Source organism: Citricoccus sp. CH26A (genome assembly GCF_000224415.1).
GTDB lineage: Bacteria > Actinomycetota > Actinomycetes > Actinomycetales > Micrococcaceae > Citricoccus.
On sequence record NZ_AFXQ01000002.1, the window covers coordinates 175,631 to 192,971 of the forward strand.

A 17,341-nucleotide genomic window follows, 5' to 3' on the forward strand; every position below is an offset into this window, starting at 1 on the left:
GGTCCCGCGGTGGGTGCCGGGCGCTAGAGCACGCGGGCTCCGTGCACCGGGCCGTGCACGGCGATCGCCGCCACGCCGGTGCGGTCCTCCAGGCGCGCGGCCAGCTGGAAGGACTCCTCCGCGCTGCGCGTCAGGAACATCACGGTGGGGCCGGAACCGGAGACCTGGCCGGACAGCGCGCCCTCCTCCAGTCCGACGTCCAGCATCTCGGACAGCTCCGGCACCATGGTGGCCGCCGGGACCTGCAGGTCGTTGCGCAGCAGCAGGGCCAGTTCCTCGGCGTTGCCCGCGGTGAGGGCCTGGACGAGGTTCCGGTCCACCTCCGGGTCGGTGTCCGGGGTGGGCAGGGTGCCCTCCGCGCGCAGCCGGTCCAGCAGGGCGTAGACCTGCGGGGTGGACAGGCCGGTGGCCGCGGGCACCAGCACGAGGTGGACGGGGTGCCGGGCCAGCAGCGGGGTGAGCTCGTCACCGACGCCGAGCCCGACGGCGGCCCCGCCCATCACGGCGAACGGCACGTCCGCACCCAGCGCCGCGCCGATCGAGGCCAGGTCCTGCCGGGACAGTCCCGCGTCCCACAGCGCGGCGCAGGCCATCAACGCCGCCGCGGCGTCCGCCGAGCCGCCGCCCATGCCGCCGGCCACGGGCACCTGCTTGGTGATCTCCAGGTGCACCCCGTGGGTGGCCGGGTCCAGTCCGAGGTGCTCGCGCAGCAGCAGGGCGGCCCGGGCGGCCAGGTTGGAGGAGTCCTGCGGGATGAGGTCCGGGTCCACGAAGACGCTGGAGTTGTCGGCGAGCGAGACGGTGACGTCCCCGTCCGCGCGGGGCGTGGCCGTGACCTCCTCGGCCATGGACACGGCCAGGTAGACACTGGCGACGGGGTGGTAGCCGTCCGGTCGCGGGCTGCCGACGGCCAGGGACAGGTTCACCTTTCCGGGTGCCTGCGCGGTGACGTGGCTGAACAACCGACCGGACTCGGGGTGGGAGGCCGTCGGGCTCATGCGCCGGCACCCCGCTCCGGCCGGGCGGCGGCGATCCGGGCGAAGGCCTCGATGCCCAGCACCTCGCCGCGGGCCCGGGGGTCCACTCCGGCGGCGCGCAGTGCCGTCTCGGCGGCGACGGGCGAGCCCGCCCAGCCGGCCAGCGCGGCGCGCAGCGTCTTGCGTCGCTGGGCGAAGGCGGCGTCCACCACGGCGAAGACCTGCTGCCGCGTGGCCGTGGTCTCCGGCGGGTTGCGCCGGGTGAAGGCCACGAGCCCGGACTGGATCTTGGGCGCGGGCCAGAAGACGTTCTTGCCGATGGTCCCGGCCTTGCGCACCTCGGCGTACCAGGCCGCCTTGGCCGAGGGCACCCCGTAGACCTTGGAACCGGGATCCGCGGCGAGGCGGTCGGCCACCTCCTCCTGGACCATGACCAGTCCGTGCCGCAGGGAGGGAACCTCCGCCAGCAGGTGCAGCAGTACCGGGACGGCCACGTTGTAGGGCAGGTTGGCCACGAGCGCGGTGGGTGGACCGGGCGCCCGCGCGGGACGCACGGAGTCGATGGCCGCGGCGGAGACGTGCATCGCGTCGGCGAGCAGCACTCCCAGGCGGTCGCCGGCGTCGGGCCGGAATTCGGACGCGGTCTGGGCCAGGCGCCCGGCCGGGACCGGGTCGATCTCCACTGCGGTGACCGCGGCGGCGGCGTCGAGCAGGCCCAGCGTGAGGGAGCCCAGTCCGGGGCCGACCTCGAGGACGTGCTCCTCGGCCGTGGTCCCGGAGGCGGCCGTGATCCGCCGGATGGTGTTCGGGTCGATGACGAAGTTCTGCCCGAGCGTCTTCGTGGGACGCAGGTCCAGCTCCGTGGCCAGCCGGCGGATGTCGGTGGCGGAGAGCAGGGGGGCGTCAGGGGCGGTCACGCGTTCCATCCTACGGGGGCGGCAATGCCCAAGGGCCCGCCGGAGCGGGCCCATGGGGACAACGGGTGTTCGGTGGCTCGCGCCGGGGAGCCGTGGATCAGCGCAGGCCGAGCTTGGAGGAGCAGGCGGGCCAGTGTCCCCAGCCCCCGTTGGCGCGCAGCACCTCGGCGGTGGCGATCTGCTCGGCGGGCGTGGCCTGGTGCGGCAGCGGTGCGTAGCGGGTGCCGCCGGCCCCGGCCCAGGAGGAGGCCGAGAACTGCAGGCCGCCGTAGTAGCCGTTGCCGGTGTTGATGGACCAGTTGCCACCGGACTCGCACTCGGCCAGGGCCTGCCAGGCACCCGAGGCGGGGGCGGAGGCCTGCGCGGGCCGGGGGGCGGGGGTGGTGGCGCGCGGAGCGGACGGGCGGGCGGCGGAGGAGCTGGCCGGGGCGGGTTCGGCCGCCTCGGGGCGGGCCGGCTGCGCCGCCGCCTTCGGGGCCGGCTTCGGAGCCGGGGCCTTGGTGCCGACGGCGATGCGACGGTCCGCCGGCTCGCGCACGGTCTCGGTCGCGGTGGCCTTGCGGCCGGTGACCTTGCCGTCCACGGTGGTGACGGTCCAGGTGGTGACCTGCTTGCCGGTCCGGCCCTCGGCCACGACCTCGGTCTTGCCGCGGGCCAGGTCCTCGTCCTGGACCCTGACGGTCTCGAACGGCAGGGCCTTCGTGGTGGTCGTCGTGGCGGTGTCCACGCGCTGCACGGTGACGGTCATCCCGGAGGTCACGGGGGTGTCCCCGGCGGGAGAGAGGCGGTCGTTGCCGTCGAAGGCGACCTTGCCCTGGCGCAGGGCCTGCTCGACGGTCACCGCGTCCGTGGCGAAGGCCCGCTCGAACGTGCCGGACTTCACGGTGACGGCCTTGGGCAGGACCACGTCGACCTGCGAGGCGCGCTCCAGGTTCAGGACGGTGGATCCCAGGGACCCGGAACCGGCGTCGTCGGCACCACTGGCGGAGGCCGGGGCCGCGTCGTCGGCGGAGGCGCTGGCCTCGGCGCCGCGCTGGGTGGACACCAGGGCCACCAGGCCCACGATCACCAGGGCGAGGGTTGCCACCTGGGCGATCAGCTTGGCCAGACGGCCCTTCATCACTCGTGCCATGGATATCCAGTCGTCGTCGCATCCGGGCACGGGCTCAGATCGGGCCCATGGCAGGCGTCCGACGGCCCGATCCGGCCAATTGGTGATCTACGATAACGGCTGGATAACAAATATATCAAATTGGTCACGAACCGGCGTGGTCAGCCCGGCTTTCCCGCCTCTCGGTGCAGGCCTCAGAACTCGCCGTAGACCCTCCGGGTGTTCTCGGCGATCGCCGCGCTGAGGGCGTCGACCTCCATGCCCCGCACCTCGGCCATCCTTCGGACCGTCAGGGGCACCAAGTAGGGCGCGTTGGGCCGGCCGCGATGGGGGTGCGGGGTCAGGAAGGGCGCGTCCGTCTCCACGAGGACCAGGTCCTCCCGGGCCTCGGCCAGGGCGGCCCGGAGGTCGTCGTTCGCGGCGAAGGTCACCGGGCCGGCGAAGGACATGTACCAGCCGTGCTCGTTGCAGGTCCGGGCCAGGGCGGCGTCGCCGGAGAAGCAGTGGAACACCACCTTCTCCGGCAGGTCCGGGGTGTCCAGCAGGATCCGCACCACGTCGTCGTGGGCGTCGCGGTCATGGATCTGCACGGCCTTGCCGAGGCGGTGGGCCAGGTCCAGGTGCCACCGGAACGCCTCCTGCTGGGGGCCGACCCCCTCGGGCCCGGTGCGGTAGTAGTCCAGCCCCGTCTCCCCCACCGCCCGCACCCGCGGGTGGGCGGCCATCTGCTCGATCTGCTCCAGGGCGGCCTCGAGGTGCCCGCGCTCGGCCAGCCGGGCGGCGTCGTTCGGGTGGATCGCCACGGCCCCGAGCAGTCGGGGCTCCGCCTCGATGGCCGCCAGGGTGAACCGGGCCGACTCCACGTCACAGCCGACCTGGATGGCACCGCTCACCCCGACGGCCGCGGCCGCGTCCATGGCCTGATGCACGTCCACGGTCACGAGACCGTCACGGAAGTCCAGGTGGGTGTGGTTGTCCACCACGGGCACCGTGAGCGGTTCGGGGCGGGGGGTACTCCAGGCGCCGCTTGCGCCGCGACTTCTCCTCGGTGGGCTGGCGCCGGCGTCCCCCGGGCACGGCGGGCGCCCCGGGCTCCTCGTCCGGAGCCGGACGGTAGGCCGCCGGGACCGCGGTGTCCGGGCGGTCGACGCGGTCATCGGTGCCGGCGGGATCGGTGGACGGGATCGTGCGGACGTCGTCAGGAGTGGACATGCCTTCATGCTAGGTCGCCGGCCGGGCCGCATGACCGCGGGAGTCGGCACCGTCGGACGGGCGAGGCCGCCCTCGATACGATGGCCGGATGACTGAACCGCAGGCCACCGTCCTGTTCGTGTGCACGGGCAACATCTGCCGTTCCGCCTACGGCCACCACCTGCTGGCCCGCCGGCTGGAGGATGACGCCCCGGGCCGGTACCGGGTCGTCTCGGCGGGCACCCAGGTCAACCCACGGCTCACGGTGCCGCCGCAGGTCCACGCCCTGCCGCGGGCCGGCTCCCTGCAGACCCTCACCGACCACGCCCCCACGCAACTGACCGGGCGGACCGTGGCGGGGGCCGACCTGCTCCTGGCCGCCACCTCAGACCACTCGGCCGTCATCCTGCGGGAGACGCCGGCGGCGCTGAACCGGTCCTTCACCATGCTCGAGTTCGGGGCCGCGGCCCGGGCGATGGCCACGGGGACGATCCCGGCGTGGCCCGCCCCGGCGGTGGGATCGACCACCCTGGCCGAGGACGTCCGCTCGCTGGCCCGGCACGTCTCGCGCCATCGCCCCAGGGTCCGGGGATCCCTGGCGACGATCGACCTGCCCGACCCCTACGGCCAGGCGGACACCGCCTACACGGAGATGGCGTCTGCGCTGGAACCGGCCGTCGAGCACATCGCCGACCTGCTGGTCGGCCTGGCCCGCCGCGGCTGAGGGTCCGGGCGGTCCGGCGGGAGCGAGGGGCGGGCCGGTGTCGGGCGGCTCAGCGCCCGGGCGCGGGGTGGAATCGCTGCTGGGCCTTCTCCAGGCCGGACTCCACCAGTTCCACCACGGCGTCGGCCGCCCGGTCCACGTGCAGCGGCAGCAACTCGCGCTCGGCCGCGGAGAACGGACGCAGCACGTAGTCCGCGGCCGGCTGGCGCCCGGGAGGCCGGCCGATCCCGACCCGCACCCGGGGGTAGTCCCGGGTGCCGAGCACCTGGGAGATGGACTTCAGGCCGTTGTGCCCGCCCTCGCCGCCACCGGTCTTCAGGCGCAGGGTGTCGAAGGGGATGTCCAGCTCGTCGTGCACCACGACCAGGTGCTCGGGCCGGATCGAGTAGAACCGCGCCAGGGCGCCCACCGGGCGCCCTGACACGTTCATGTAGCTGGCCGGCTTGGCCAGGATGAGCTTGGGGCCGCCCGGACGCACGTGTGCGGTCCCGACGGCGGCGCCGGCCTTGTGCGCGGTCAGGCCGGTGCCGTAGCGCCCGGCCAGCTCGTCCACGACCATCTGGCCGACGTTGTGCCGGGTGCGGGCGTAGTCGGGCCCGGGGTTGCCGAGCCCGACCACGAGCCACGTCGCCGACGACGTGGCCGCCGGCGACGAGGTGCCCTGCACGGTCATCGGGTCGATCAGCCCTCGGCCGGGGCCTCGGAGGCGCCCTCGGCCGACCCCTCGCCCTCACCGGTCTCGCCCAGGTCCTGGACGGTGGGCTCGGAGATGGTGGCGATGACGTAGTCGTCCTCCAGCTCCAGGGTGGTGCCGGCCGGCAGCTGGATGTCGCGGCCGTAGACGTGCTCGCCCGCGGCGCGGCCCTCGATGACGATGGTGACGTTGTCCGGCAGGTGGGTGGCCTCGGCCAGCACCGGCACGGTGGCCTCCTCGAGGTTGAACACGGTGCTCGGTGCGGCCTCGCCCTCGACGTGCACGGGCACGTCCACGACGACCTTCTCGCCCTTGCGCACCACGAGCAGGTCGAGGTGGTCGACGGTCTGCTTGATGAAGTTGCGCTGGATGTCCTTCGGCAGCACGAGGTGCTCCTCGCCGTCGTGCACCAGCGTCAGCAGGGCGTTCGGGTTGCGGACGGCCAGCGTGGTCTGCTGGGCCGGCATCAGGATGTGGACCGGGTCGGTGCCGTGGCCGTAGACGACGGCCGGGATCTGGCCGGCGCGGCGGGCCTGGCGCGCGGCGCCCTTGCCGAAGTCGTCACGCAGGGTGACCTGGATCTTGATCATGTCGCTCATGGTTCTCCTCCTGTACTCGCTCTCCGCTCCACCGTCGGTGGAACGGGCCTTCCAGGCAGGACTTCGCCACATCCCCTCGTGCGGACCCGCCGGGAGTCCGGACTGGACCCACCGGGACGACGGTCCAGGAGGTGCGGCGGCCTCGTCGATCACGGAGCGGGACGCTCCCTCGCCTGGGCAACGCCGACCATCCTACCAGTGGTGCCAGTAGGCTGGCGGAACGACCCGGCCGTGGTGTCCGCACCCCTATCCCCAGGAGGACCCGTGGAGAACCCGCAGCAGGACTGGGAGGCCGGTGGTGAGCGGCTGACGGCCACCACCGCCGCCATGCTCTCGGCCATGGACTCCGTGGTGGACGGCAAGCACCGGGCGGTCCGCACGGCCGTCCTGGTCCTGCTGGCCGGCGGCCACCTGCTGGTGGAGGACGTCCCCGGCGTGGGCAAGACCCTGCTGACCAAGGCCCTGGCGCGGACCGTGGGCGGCACCGTCAACCGCATCCAGTTCACCCCGGACCTGCTGCCCTCGGACGTCACGGGGGTCTCCGTGTTCAACCAGGACCGGCACACCTTCGAGTTCCGGGCCGGGGCGGTGTTCGCCAACGTCGTGATCGGGGACGAGATCAACCGGGCCTCCGCCAAGACCCAGTCCGCGCTGCTGGAGTGCATGGAGGAACACCAGGTCACCGTGGACGGCACCACCCACCGGCTGGACGAGCCGTTCATGGTGGTGGCCACCCAGAACCCGGTCGAGTCCGAGGGCACCTATCCCCTCCCGGAGGCACAGCGGGACCGGTTCATGGCCCGGATCACCATGGGCTATCCGGACGAGGACGCCGAACTGCAGATGCTGCGCACCCACCACGGTCCGCTGCCCTCGGCCGCTCCCGTCAACCGGCTCGCCCCGGTGACGACCACCGACGAGGTGCTGCAGATGATCGAGGCCGTCTCCCGGGTGCACGTCTCCGAGCCCGTGGCCCGGTACGTGGTGGCCCTGGGCCGGGCCAGCCGACAGCACGCGGACGTGCTGGTGGGAGCCAGCCCCCGGTCCCTGCTGCAGCTCACCCGGGCGGCGAAGGCCGAGGCCGCGCTGAACGGCCGGTCCTACGTGACGCCGCAGGACGTGACGGACGTCGTGGGCGTGGTGTTCCCGCACCGGCTGATGCTGCGGCGCCGGTCCGCGCACGACGCCGCGGAGGCCGAGGCGGTCACCGACCGCATCCTGCACTCCGTGGCCGTCCCGGCCGGTGCCTGAGACCGGGTGGGACGATGGGCACCGGTCCACTGAAACCGACGACGCGGGGGCTGGCCATCGCGGTGGCCGCCGCGGTGCTGGTGCTCGGCGGACTGGTGCTGGGCCGGCGGGAGGCCATCGCGATCGGGGTGTTCCTGGCCGCGCTCCTCGCCGCCTCCCTGGCCGCGCTGGCCGTGCACGCGCACCTGGCCCGCCGGACCCGGTTGGTGCGCACGGTGTCCCCCCGGGTCCTCGTGGCCGGGGGTGACGTGCGGGTGACGTTCTCGGGCGTGGTGCCCGGCCTCAGGGACGCGCTGCCCGGCCGTGCCCCGGTGCCGGTGCCGCCCGGTGGTTACCGGTGGCCGGCGCCCCGGCGGGGGGTGTACGACGTCGGCCCGGCATTGACGCACCTGCGCGGCCCGTTCGGCCTGTGGACCGGGAGCGCACCGGTGGCGGCCACGAGCCGGGTGCGGGTGCTGCCGCAGCCGCTGGACGACGAGGCACTGGACGGGGTCCTGCGGGCGGGGACCGGGGAGCACGACGCGGCGGACCTGCTCGGCAGCGAGGCGGCCCCGGATGACCTGCTCGTGCGGGACCACCGGGACGGGGACGCCCTGACGCGGGTGCACTGGGGTGCCACGGCCCGCACCGGACGGCTCATGGTGCGCCAGGAGGAGTGGGCCCACGACCCCTGGACCGTGGTGGTCCTGGACTGCCGGGCGGTCTCCTTCGCCACCGGCCGGCACCAGGTGGACGGTGGGGCGGGGCGGGGCTGGACGACGTCCGCGGCGTTCGAGCGGGCGGTCAGCGTGGCCGCGGCGGTCATCGAGCGGTTGCACTCCTCCGGCCACCACGTGCTGCTGATGGACCAGGACGGCAACCGGTTGGAGCCCGAGCTGGCCGGCGCCGTGCTCGAACCGGCGCTCCGGGAGGCGGCCTGGCCCTCCGCCCTGCCCTCCCAGGCCACCACCGTCATCGCCCTGCTGGGCACCGCGATCGGGCAGGACGTGCCGGTCATGGTCACCCTGCCCCGCACCCTGCACCGCGTGGCCCTGCTGTTCGGGGCCGGTGAGGCCGGGCCGGTCGGGCCGGTGAGGCCCGCCGCCGCGCTCGAGCAGGACGGCTGGCTGGTGGCAGAGGTCCGGACATGACCGGCGTGTTGTCCCGGGCCGGGGCCGCCTGGCTGCTGGCCGCCCTCTCCGGTGCCCTGGTGGTCGCCGCCGCGCTGTCCCTGGGCGCCGTGTTCGATGCCGCGCCCGCGGCCTGGTTGCCGCCATCGTCCGCGCCGGCCGTCCTGGGACTGGCCGGAGCAGCCACCGTCCGCTCCCTCGGAGGCCGGATGCTCCGCCCCCTGCTGGCGGGGCTCGCGGTCGCCGCCGGGACCTGGTGCCTGCAGTGGTGGCCCGAGACGCTCCTGGCGGGACTGCTGCCGCAGGGGGAGACGGCGGGGGCAATCGCCACCTCGGCCGCGGAGCTGCGCGAGACCATCTGGACGGACACCGTCCCGGTGACGCCCACGGATCCGGTGCTGGCCGCCGTCGGGGCGGTCCTGGCACTGACCGCCCTGGTGACCGACGCGATCGCCGTCGGGCTGCGCTCCCCCGCGATCGCCGGGATCCCGCCGCTGGCCCTGATCGGGGCTGCGGCCGTGATCACGGCCGGGGTGACCCCGTGGCCGGCACTGGCCGTCGCCGCCGGGGCCTGGCTGGCCCTGCTGGCGGTGGGCAGTGACTCCCTGCTGTCCCTGATCCACGAGGCGCCCGCCCCGGGGGCCCGCCCGGAGTCCGACCGCCCGGCCGGCGGCGCCTCCTGGCCGGCGGGCACGGTGGCGGCCGGCGCGGCGGCCGTGGCCGCCCTCGTGGCGGGAGCCACCCAGGTGCCGTTCCTGGCCACCGGTCTGGCCCCCGAGGGGCAGCGCTTCGTGCTCGGCCAGGGTGCGGGCCCGGTCAACCCGGCCGCCGACCTCGGCCGCGAGCTGCGCAGCTCCACCGGGTACGCCGGGATCAGCTACGAGACCGAGGACGGCCGGGGCGTCTACCTGCGCACCGCGGTGGTGGACGATGTCCACGACTCACCCTGGGAGGCCGTGCCACCCCAGTACTCGGGGCCGCCCACCATCACGGGTTTCGACCCCGCCGGTGCGCGGTTGGCCGGCGGTTCGGACCGGCTCCTGGCGCAGGCCGCCGCCGGCGGGGACGGTCCCTGGTCGGTGGTGAGCCTGTCCCTGGACGACTGGTCCGGGAATTGGGCCCCGCTGCCGGACCAGGTCTGGCGCGTGGACCAGGTCGTGGGCGAGTGGGGCTGGCAGGTGGAACCGTCCACCTCCGTCGCCTACCGCCGGGAGTCGACTCCGGTGGATCTCGACTACCGGGCCGCCGTCGTCCCCGTGCGGATGGGCCTGGAGGAGCTGGCCTCGCTGACCCGCCCGGGCGCTCCGCAGGGCATCTACAACCGCTGGGGCGCCGGACCGGAGCTGGAGGGCTCCCGGGTCGAGGCCCTGGCCCGGGGGGTCACCGCCGGGATGGCCAACCCCGTGGAGCAGGCCGCCGCCATCCAGGCGCACCTGACCTCCGGGCGCTTCACCTACTCCGAGACCGCCCCCGTGGAGCGGGGCTACGACGGCTCGGGACTCCGGATGACCGAGCAATTCCTCGAGGCCGGGGCCGGATACTGCATCCACTACGCCTCAGCGATGACCATGATGGCCCAGTCCGTGGGCATCCCCGCCCGGGTGGTGGTGGGCTACGCACCCGTCGCCGCGACCCCGGGCACCGGGACGCACCACCGGGTGACCTCGGACCGGGCCCACTCCTGGCCGGAGCTGTACCTGAACGGCGTCGGCTGGGTCCCCTTCGAGCCCACCCCGGGGGTGGGACGGACCCCCGGTTACACGCAGGCCCGGGGCTCCGGTGACCCGGCACCCGAGGCCGACCCCAGGCTGCCCGGAACGGCCGCGTCGCCGAACGCGCCCCTCCCCGCGTCCGGACCCGGCGGGGAGGGATCGGGACCCGCGGGGCGGGACGGCACGGCCCGCGTCGACCGGACGGTCGGCTCGATGGTGCTCGGCCTGACACTGGTGGCGGTCCTGGCCGGACTGGCCGTGCTGCCCCGCTGGCTCCGTGCCCGACGGCGGCGCCGGCGGCTGGGGGCTCGCCCCCATCAGGCGCAAGACCCGGCCCCGAGGGCGATCGACGGACCGGACCCCGCGGCCGAGGCGCGGTGGATGCGCCGGCAGGTCCGGGACGCGTGGCAGGAACTGGAGGACACCGCGACGGACCTGGGCCTGGGGCGCCGGGCGTACGAGCCCGAACCGGCGTTCGCGCACCGGCTGGTGGCCCGGAGCACCCGGGACGGGGCCCGGCCGGACGGCAGGAGTGGGGCCACCGCCACCGTGGCGGCCGTGGACCGGGAGGTCGAGGCGATCGTCGACGCCATCTCCTGGGCCCGCTACGCCCCGGACACCTCACCCGCCCCCGCGACGGTGCCCGGGACGGTGGGGCGGGTCCGGGCGCTCGTCACCGCCCTGGAGCAGGCCGCGGACCCGGCCGTCCGGCGCCGGGCCCGGTGGCTGCCCGCGTCACTGCTGCCCGCCTCGGGCCGACCCGGATCGTCCGCCCGGCCCGACCGGCCCGGCTGGCCCGGCTGGCTCGACTGGACCAGGGACCGCCACCGGCGCGGGTGACCGGGTGCACCCCACCGTCGGTGCCCGCACACGGCACGGGCCCGGCCGAAGCCGGGCCCGTGCGGTGTGCTGGACTGTGGAGGGGCCGGACTACTTCTTCGCGGCGTAGGGGTCGGCGATGCCGATGTACTGCACCGTGGTGTACTCCTCGATGCCCTCGGCGCCGCCCTCGCGTCCCAGGCCCGACTGCTTCACGCCGCCGAACGGGGCGGAGGCGTTGGAGATGACGCCCGCGTTGAAGCCGACCAGGCCGAACTCGATCTGCTCGGAGACCCGGAACATCGTGTTGACGTCCTTAGTGTAGATGTAGGACGCCAGGCCGTACTGGGAGGCGTTGGCCAGCTCGATGGCCTCCTGCTCGGTGGCGAAGGTCGTCACCGGGGCCACCGGGCCGAAGATCTCCTGGGACAGGATCGGGTTGTCCTTGCCCACGGACAGCAGGGTCGGGATGTAGAAGAAGCCCTCGCCCTCCTTGGGCGTGCCACCGGTGACGACCTCGCCACCGGCCGCGACGGACTCCTGGACCAGGGCGTGGATGTCGTCCCGCGCGCCGCCGTCGATGATCGGGCCCACGGTGGAGTCCGGCTCGGTGCCGCGGGCCGGGTTCAGCGCGGCCAGTGCGGCGGCGAACTTGGCCGTGAACTCCTCGGCCACGTCCTCGTGCACGATGAAGCGGTTCGCGGCGGTGCAGGCCTCACCCATATTGCGCATCTTGGCGGCCATGGCCCCCTCGACGGCGGCGTCCAGGTCGGCGTCCTCGAAGACCAGGAACGGGGCGTTGCCGCCGAGCTCCATCGAGGTGCGCAGCACGTTCTGGGCGGCATCCTGCATCAGTCGCACGCCGACCGGGGTGGATCCGGTGAAGGACACCTTGCGCAGGCGGGAGTCCTTCATCAGCGGCCCGGAGATCGCGGAGGCAGAGGACCCGGCGACGACGTTGAGCACGCCGGCCGGCAGGCCCGCCTCCTGCATGACCTGGGCGAAGAGCATGGAGGTCAGCGGGGTGAGCTTGGCGGGCTTGAGCACCATGGTGCAGCCGGCGGCCACCGCCGGGGCGACCTTGCGGGTGGCCATGGCCAGCGGGAAGTTCCACGGGGTGATCAGCAGCGACGGGCCCACGGGCTTGTGCGTCACGATCATCTTGTTCTTGCCCTCGGGCGAGGTGAAGTAGCGGCCGTAGTGGCGCACCGTCTCCTCGGAGAACCAGCGCAGGAACTCGGCGCCATAGGCGACCTCACCGCGGGCCTCGGCCAGCGGCTTGCCCATCTCCAGGGTCATCAACAGGGCGAAGTCCTCGGCGCGGGCGGTGACCAGGTCGAAGGCGCGGCGCAGGATCTCGGCGCGCTCGCGCGGGGCGGTCAGCGCCCATTCGGCCTGCACGGCGGCGGCGGCGTCCAGGGCGGCCAGGGCATCGTCCGAGTTGCCGTCCTGGATGGAGAGCAGGACCTTGCCGGTGGCCGGGTCGTGCACGTCCAGGGTCTTGCCGGAGGTGGCGTCCCGCCACTCTCCGTTGATCAGCAGGCCGGTGGGGACGGACTGCAGCAGTTCCTGCTCGCGTTCGGCGGTGACAGTCATGGGGAACCTCATTTCCGGTCGGTCGGCTCGGTCGGCCGGCGGCGGGTGTCGCCGTCGTCGGGGACCGTTCACCTCAGACTACTGCCGCCCGTGGGGCCATCCTGCACAGGTCACAATGCGACACCGGTGCACTGTGCGGGCCCGTCGGGGCGTTGTTCCGCCCTACTGCCGGGAGGCCAGGACCGCCTCGTACAGCTCCCGCTTGGGCACCCCGCGGGCCGCGGCCACGGTGGCCACGGCCTCCTTGAGCCGGGTGCCGGAGGCCACGAGGACCTCGACGTCGGCCACCTGGCCGGCCGTGTCCGTGTCCGGTTCGCTGGTGGCCCCGGCGGTGACGATGACGATCTCACCCCTGACGTCCTTCGAGCCCGCCCACTCGAGCAGGCCCTCGAGGCTGTCCCGGACGACCTCCTCGTGGAGCTTGGTCAGTTCACGGGCCACGCAGGCGGGGCGGTCGGCCCCGAAGGCCTCCCGCAGGGAGGACAGGGTCGCGGCCAGACGGTGCGGTGACTCGAAGAAGACCAGGGTCCGGGCGTCCCGGGACAGCTCGGTGAGCAGTCGCGAGCGCTCCCCCTCCTTGCGCGGCAGGAACCCCTCGAAGGCGAAGCGGTCGGTGGGCAGTCCGGACAACGCCAGCGCGGTGGTCACCGCGCTCGGGCCGGGGGCGCAGGTCACCGGCACGTCCTCCCGGGCCGCGGTCGAGACCAGCCGGTAGCCGGGGTCGGAGACCAGCGGCATGCCGGCGTCGGTGACGACCGCCACCACGGCGCCGTTCCGGGCGGCGTCCAGCAGCTCCTGCGTGGACTCGCGTTCGTTGTGCTCGTGGTGGCTGACGACCTTCCCGGTGATCCTGACGCCCAGGCCCTGGGCCAGGTGGTGGGCGCGGCGGGTGTCCTCGGCGGCCACCACGTCCGCGGTGGCCAGCAGGTGCCTGAGGTGCTCGGAGGCGTCCGAGAGGTTGCCGATGGGCGTAGCCGCCAGCACGATCCGTCCACCGGGGTTCTCTGCATCAGCCATGCCCTCATCGTAGGCGCCCGCGATCCCCCACCGACCTGCACGTACCATGGCAGGGTGTTCCCGCCCCCGCACTCCGCCCCGTCGGCCGCGCCCGACGCCGCGGCGTCGTCCCGGCCGGAGGGCCGGGAACCGGCCCCCGTACGCGCCCGCTGGCTGGAGACCCCCCTCGAGGCGTACACCGAGGCCGCCCTGCGGCTGCGGTTGCTCGGGGAGCGCTTCCACCCCGGCCCCTGGGGCTGGATCGTCCCGCTGGCCGTGACGCTGGTGGCCGCGGTGCTGCGCCTGGCCCGGTTGGACCACCCCGACCAGTTGGTCTTCGACGAGACCTACTACGTCAAGGACGCCTTCACCCTGCTGCAGGCCGGTTACGAGCTGAACTGGCCGGAGGAGCACAACGAGCAGTTCGCCGCCGGGGATCCCCGGCCCGAGGACTCCCCGGAGTACGTGGTGCACCCACCCCTGGGCAAGTGGCTGATAGCCCTGGGCATGCTGTGGTTCGGCACGGACCACGGTGTCGGCTGGCGGTTCTCGGCGGCGATCGCCGGGACGCTGTCCGTGCTGCTGACCGCGCTGATCGCCCAGCGGCTCTTCCGCTCGGTGTTCCTGGGCGGAGTGGCCGGGCTGCTGCTGGCCGTCGAGGGCCACCACCTGGTGCTCTCGCGCACCGGCCTGCTGGACATCTTCCTGTCCTTCTTCGTGCTGGCCGCCTTCGGCGCGCTGCTGCTGGACCGGGCGCACGGCCGGGCCCTGCTCGCCCGCCGGCTGGCCGGCGTCGCCGACCGCCACGGCGGGGTGCCGCCGCCGTGGGCGGTGCGCCACGGACCCTGGCTGGGCTGGCGCCCGTGGCGGCTGGTGGCCGGCGTGCTGCTCGGCGCCGCCTGCGGGGTGAAGCTCTCCGGGCTGGCCTTCGTGGCGGTGTTCGGGCTGATGAGCGTGCTGTGGGACGCCAATGCCCGCCGGGTGGCCGGGATCCGGCACTGGCTGCGTGCCGGGATCGTCCGGGACGGCCTGTACGCCTTCGTCGCCGTGGTCGGCGTCGGCGCGCTCACCTACCTGGCCACCTGGACCGGGTGGCTCGTCACGGCCGGCGGGTACAACCGGCAGTGGCACCTGAGCCATCCGCCGGTGGCGTGGTGGGAGCACCTGGTCCCCGGCGCGCTGCGCTCGCTGGCCGACTACCACCGGCAGTCCACCCAGTTCCACGGCGGCCTGGAGTCCGGTCACGACTACGCCTCGAGCCCGTGGACCTGGCCGTTCATGGGCCGGCCCACCTCCTTCTACTACCAGGGGTACGACGACGGTGCCGCCGGCTGCCCGGTCGAGACCTGTTCCGCGGCGATCACCGACCTGGCGAACCCGGTGATCTGGTGGGCCGGCCTGCTGGCCGTCCTGGCCCTGGTGCTCATCTGGCTGGGCCGCCGCGACTGGCGCGCCGGCGCGATCCTGGGCGCCTATGCCGCCGGCCAGCTGGTCTGGTTCCTCTGGCCGGACCGCACCATGTTCTTCTTCTACACGGTGGCCTACGCGCCCTTCCTCGTGCTGGCCGTCACCCTGTGCCTGGGTGCGCTGCTGCGCCTGGGCGGGCCGGTGAACCGTCGCCGGAACACCGTCCTGGTGTTGTCGTTCGTCCTGGTCGCCGTGCTGACCAGTGCGTTCTTCATGCCCGTCTGGACCGGCGAGATGATCCCCTACGAGCAGTGGCGGGCGCGGATGTGGATGAGCAGCTGGATCTGAGCCGATAGCATCGGGGCATGCGAGAAGCCAGCACGGACCGGGTCGCCGACCTTCCGGCCGAGACCAATGCCACCGACCATTTCCTGGCCGTGGCGGCCGCCCGCCCCCACTCCCCCGCGTACGCGGTGCGCAACGGTGCCGGCGGCTGGGTGGACGTGTCCTACGCGGCCTTCCTGGAGCAGGTGCGCTCGGCGGCGAAGGGTCTGATCGCCCGGGGCGTGGAGCCGGGGTCCATGGTCGGGATCATGGCCCCCACGAGCTACGAGTGGGCCGTGATCGACCAGGCCATCTGGTTCGCCGGGGCCGCCTCCGTGCCGGTGTACGAGACGTCTTCCCCGCACCAGGTCCAGCACATCCTGACGGACTCGGGCACCCGGTTGGTGTTCACGGCGGCCGACCGCCAGGCCGACGCCGTGCGGCGGGCGGCCGCACTGGCCGGCGTCGAGGTGGGCATCGGGTCCCTGGACGCCGCGGGGCTCGCCGCCCTGGCCGAGGCCGGGCGGGGCGTGACCGACGCGGCGCTGGAGGCCGCGCGCTCGAGTGCCACACTGGCCGACCTCGCCTCGCTCGTGTACACCTCCGGGACCACCGGCCGGCCGAAGGGCACCCGGATCACGCACGGCAACTTCGCCGTGGGTGCGGTGAACCTGCTGCCCTTCGCCGAGCAGATCGTGGGCGGGGGCGAGCAGCGCACCCTGATGTTCCTGCCGCTGGCCCACGTGCTCGCCCACGCCGTGCAGTACGTCTGCCTCGTCGGCGGCATCCAGATCGCCCACGCCTCGGACCTGAAGACCCTCACCGCCGACCTGGCCTCCTTCCACCCCACCTGGCTGCTGGCCGTGCCGCGGGTGTTCGAGAAGCTCGACGCCGGCGCCGCCGCCAAGGCCCGCGAGGGCGGCACCGAGAAGGTCTTCGCGGCCGCCCGGCGCACGGCGATCGAGTACTCCGAGGCGCTGGACTCCCAGGCCCGCGGCGAGGGCAACGGCCCGGGCGCGCTGCTGAGGGCCCGGCACGCCCTGTTCGACCGGCTCGTGTACCCCAGGATCCGGGCCATCCTGGGCGGGGCGGCGAGGTACACCGTCTCCGGGGCGAGCGCGCTGAACCCCGAGCTCGCCCACTTCTTCCGCGGCGCGGGCCTGGGCATGCAGGAGGGCTACGGCCTGACCGAGACCACGGCCCCGGCCACCCTCAACATCCCCGGCCACACGCGGGTGGGCTCGGTGGGGCTGCCGGTGCCCGGCACCACCATCCGGATCGCCGACGACCGGGAGATCCTCATCAAGGGCCCCATCGTGTTCGACGGGTACCACCGGCTGCCGGAGGAGACCGCCGCCGCCTTCGACGCCGACGGGTTCTTCCGGTCCGGCGACATCGGTCGGCTGGACGAGGACGGCTTCCTCTACGTCACCGGGCGGAAGAAGGAGATCATCGTCACCGCCGGCGGCAAGAACGTCTACCCCACCCCGCTCGAGGAGGCTATCCGGTCCTCCGGGGTGGTCTCCCAGGTGGTCGTGGTCGGCGACGGGCGGCCGTACGTGGGCGCGCTGGTCACCCTGGATCCCGACGGGCTGGCCCAGTGGGCGACCGCCCAGGGCCTGCCGGCGCCGACCCTGCAGGAGGCCTGCACGGACCCGCGGGTGCGGGAGGAGGTCCAGAAGGTGGTGGACGCGGCCAACGAACAGGTCTCCCGCGCCGAGTCCGTGCGCCGGTTCCTCATCCTCGACACCGAGCTCACCGAGGAGTCCGGCCACCTGACCCCCTCCCTGAAGCTGCAGCGCAAGGTCGTCATGGACGACTACGCCGCCGCCATCGAGGACCTCTACCGGGCCTACTGATCCGCCGGGCCCGGCCCGTCCGTGGAACGCGACGGCGGCCGGGAGCACGGTGCTC

General features: G+C 74.0%; 15 protein-coding genes. 6 read left to right on the forward strand and 9 right to left on the reverse strand.

The window, feature by feature from the left end; all coding sequences use genetic code 11:
* Positions 1-23: 23 nt before the first annotated feature.
* The 5 genes from CITRI_RS0102055 to CITRI_RS20545 form a co-directional block, all read right to left on the reverse strand.
* Positions 24-998, reverse strand: a complete 975-nt coding sequence (locus tag CITRI_RS0102055; protein WP_010142901.1) for a 4-(cytidine 5'-diphospho)-2-C-methyl-D-erythritol kinase — start codon at positions 996-998, stop codon at positions 24-26.
* A complete protein-coding gene (rsmA, locus tag CITRI_RS0102060; protein ID WP_040385339.1) occupies positions 995-1,903 on the reverse strand; it encodes a 16S rRNA (adenine(1518)-N(6)/adenine(1519)-N(6))-dimethyltransferase RsmA in 909 nt (302 codons plus the stop codon). Before rsmA ends, CITRI_RS0102055 begins: the two co-directional genes overlap by 4 nt.
* An 88-nt stretch (positions 1,904-1,991) precedes the next feature.
* Positions 1,992-3,026 (reverse strand): resuscitation-promoting factor, encoded by a 1,035-nt coding sequence (locus tag CITRI_RS20460; protein ID WP_157998892.1) that lies wholly within the window; start codon positions 3,024-3,026, stop codon positions 1,992-1,994.
* A 173-nt stretch (positions 3,027-3,199) separates the two neighbouring features.
* A complete protein-coding gene (locus tag CITRI_RS0102070; RefSeq protein ID WP_369732029.1) occupies positions 3,200-3,985 on the reverse strand; it encodes a TatD family hydrolase in 786 nt (261 codons plus the stop codon).
* Positions 3,954-4,217 (reverse strand): hypothetical protein, encoded by a 264-nt coding sequence (locus tag CITRI_RS20545; RefSeq protein WP_369732031.1) that lies wholly within the window; start codon positions 4,215-4,217, stop codon positions 3,954-3,956. The genes CITRI_RS0102070 and CITRI_RS20545 overlap by 32 nt, the downstream gene beginning before the upstream one ends.
* A gap of 88 nt (positions 4,218-4,305) precedes the next feature.
* Here CITRI_RS20545 and CITRI_RS0102075 point away from each other — a divergent pair, with 88 nt between their 5' ends.
* The gene (locus tag CITRI_RS0102075; protein WP_010142905.1) at positions 4,306-4,920 is read left to right on the forward strand and encodes a hypothetical protein; all 615 of its coding nucleotides are present in this window, start codon (positions 4,306-4,308) and stop codon (positions 4,918-4,920) included.
* Between the two features lie 49 nt (positions 4,921-4,969).
* On the opposite strand, the gene pth is transcribed toward CITRI_RS0102075, so the two are convergent.
* Together pth and CITRI_RS0102085 are read right to left on the reverse strand one after the other, a co-directional pair.
* Positions 4,970-5,593 (reverse strand): aminoacyl-tRNA hydrolase, encoded by a 624-nt coding sequence (gene pth, locus CITRI_RS0102080; protein ID WP_010142906.1) that lies wholly within the window; start codon positions 5,591-5,593, stop codon positions 4,970-4,972.
* An 8-nt stretch (positions 5,594-5,601) separates the two neighbouring features.
* Positions 5,602-6,213 carry a 50S ribosomal protein L25/general stress protein Ctc gene (locus tag CITRI_RS0102085; protein ID WP_010142907.1) on the reverse strand — a complete coding sequence of 204 codons (612 nt, stop codon included), beginning with the start codon at positions 6,211-6,213 and terminating at the stop codon, positions 5,602-5,604.
* A 264-nt stretch (positions 6,214-6,477) separates the two neighbouring features.
* Between CITRI_RS0102085 and CITRI_RS15915 the strand changes: the two genes are divergently transcribed.
* The 3 genes from CITRI_RS15915 to CITRI_RS0102100 are packed head-to-tail and all read left to right on the forward strand — an operon-like array spanning position 6,478 to position 11,125.
* The gene (locus CITRI_RS15915; RefSeq protein WP_010142909.1) at positions 6,478-7,464 is read left to right on the forward strand and encodes a MoxR family ATPase; all 987 of its coding nucleotides are present in this window, start codon (positions 6,478-6,480) and stop codon (positions 7,462-7,464) included.
* A gap of 14 nt (positions 7,465-7,478) precedes the next feature.
* Positions 7,479-8,594, forward strand: coding sequence for a DUF58 domain-containing protein (locus tag CITRI_RS0102095; protein WP_010142910.1), 1,116 nt, complete (start codon positions 7,479-7,481; stop codon positions 8,592-8,594).
* Positions 8,591-11,125 carry a transglutaminase domain-containing protein gene (locus CITRI_RS0102100; RefSeq protein WP_010142911.1) on the forward strand — a complete coding sequence of 845 codons (2,535 nt, stop codon included), beginning with the start codon at positions 8,591-8,593 and terminating at the stop codon, positions 11,123-11,125. The genes CITRI_RS0102095 and CITRI_RS0102100 overlap by 4 nt, the downstream gene beginning before the upstream one ends.
* A gap of 90 nt (positions 11,126-11,215) precedes the next feature.
* Here the strand turns inward: CITRI_RS0102100 and CITRI_RS0102105 are convergent, their stop codons facing one another.
* Together CITRI_RS0102105 and rsmI are read right to left on the reverse strand one after the other, a co-directional pair.
* Positions 11,216-12,700, reverse strand: coding sequence for an NAD-dependent succinate-semialdehyde dehydrogenase (locus CITRI_RS0102105; protein WP_010142912.1), 1,485 nt, complete (start codon positions 12,698-12,700; stop codon positions 11,216-11,218).
* 162 nt (positions 12,701-12,862) lie between these two features.
* Complete coding sequence (gene rsmI / locus CITRI_RS0102110) at positions 12,863-13,717, reverse strand: 16S rRNA (cytidine(1402)-2'-O)-methyltransferase (RefSeq protein WP_010142913.1); 855 nt, start codon at positions 13,715-13,717, stop codon at positions 12,863-12,865.
* Between the two features lie 54 nt (positions 13,718-13,771).
* On the opposite strand from rsmI, the gene CITRI_RS0102115 reads away from it, so the two are divergent.
* Together CITRI_RS0102115 and CITRI_RS0102120 are read left to right on the forward strand one after the other, a co-directional pair.
* A complete protein-coding gene (locus CITRI_RS0102115; RefSeq protein ID WP_010142914.1) occupies positions 13,772-15,451 on the forward strand; it encodes a dolichyl-phosphate-mannose--protein mannosyltransferase in 1,680 nt (559 codons plus the stop codon).
* A gap of 17 nt (positions 15,452-15,468) precedes the next feature.
* Positions 15,469-17,286, forward strand: a complete 1,818-nt coding sequence (locus CITRI_RS0102120; RefSeq protein ID WP_010142915.1) for a long-chain fatty acid--CoA ligase — start codon at positions 15,469-15,471, stop codon at positions 17,284-17,286.
* Positions 17,287-17,341 lie beyond the last annotated feature (55 nt).

Coding starts and splice junctions, on each gene's coding strand:
- CITRI_RS0102055 (WP_010142901.1), bottom strand. CDS start 998: ATGAGCCCGACGGCCTCCCACCCCGAGTCCGGTCGGTTGTTCAGCCAC.
- rsmA (WP_040385339.1), bottom strand. CDS start 1,903: ATGGAACGCGTGACCGCCCCTGACGCCCCCCTGCTCTCCGCCACCGAC.
- CITRI_RS20460 (WP_157998892.1), bottom strand. CDS start 3,026: ATGGCACGAGTGATGAAGGGCCGTCTGGCCAAGCTGATCGCCCAGGTG.
- CITRI_RS20545 (WP_369732031.1), bottom strand. CDS start 4,217: ATGTCCACTCCTGACGACGTCCGCACGATCCCGTCCACCGATCCCGCC.
- CITRI_RS0102075 (WP_010142905.1), top strand. CDS start 4,306: ATGACTGAACCGCAGGCCACCGTCCTGTTCGTGTGCACGGGCAACATC.
- pth (WP_010142906.1), bottom strand. CDS start 5,593: ATGACCGTGCAGGGCACCTCGTCGCCGGCGGCCACGTCGTCGGCGACG.
- CITRI_RS0102085 (WP_010142907.1), bottom strand. CDS start 6,213: ATGAGCGACATGATCAAGATCCAGGTCACCCTGCGTGACGACTTCGGC.
- CITRI_RS0102095 (WP_010142910.1), top strand. CDS start 7,479: ATGGGCACCGGTCCACTGAAACCGACGACGCGGGGGCTGGCCATCGCG.
- CITRI_RS0102100 (WP_010142911.1), top strand. CDS start 8,591: ATGACCGGCGTGTTGTCCCGGGCCGGGGCCGCCTGGCTGCTGGCCGCC.
- CITRI_RS0102105 (WP_010142912.1), bottom strand. CDS start 12,700: ATGACTGTCACCGCCGAACGCGAGCAGGAACTGCTGCAGTCCGTCCCC.
- rsmI (WP_010142913.1), bottom strand. CDS start 13,717: ATGGCTGATGCAGAGAACCCCGGTGGACGGATCGTGCTGGCGGCTACG.
- CITRI_RS0102120 (WP_010142915.1), top strand. CDS start 15,469: ATGCGAGAAGCCAGCACGGACCGGGTCGCCGACCTTCCGGCCGAGACC.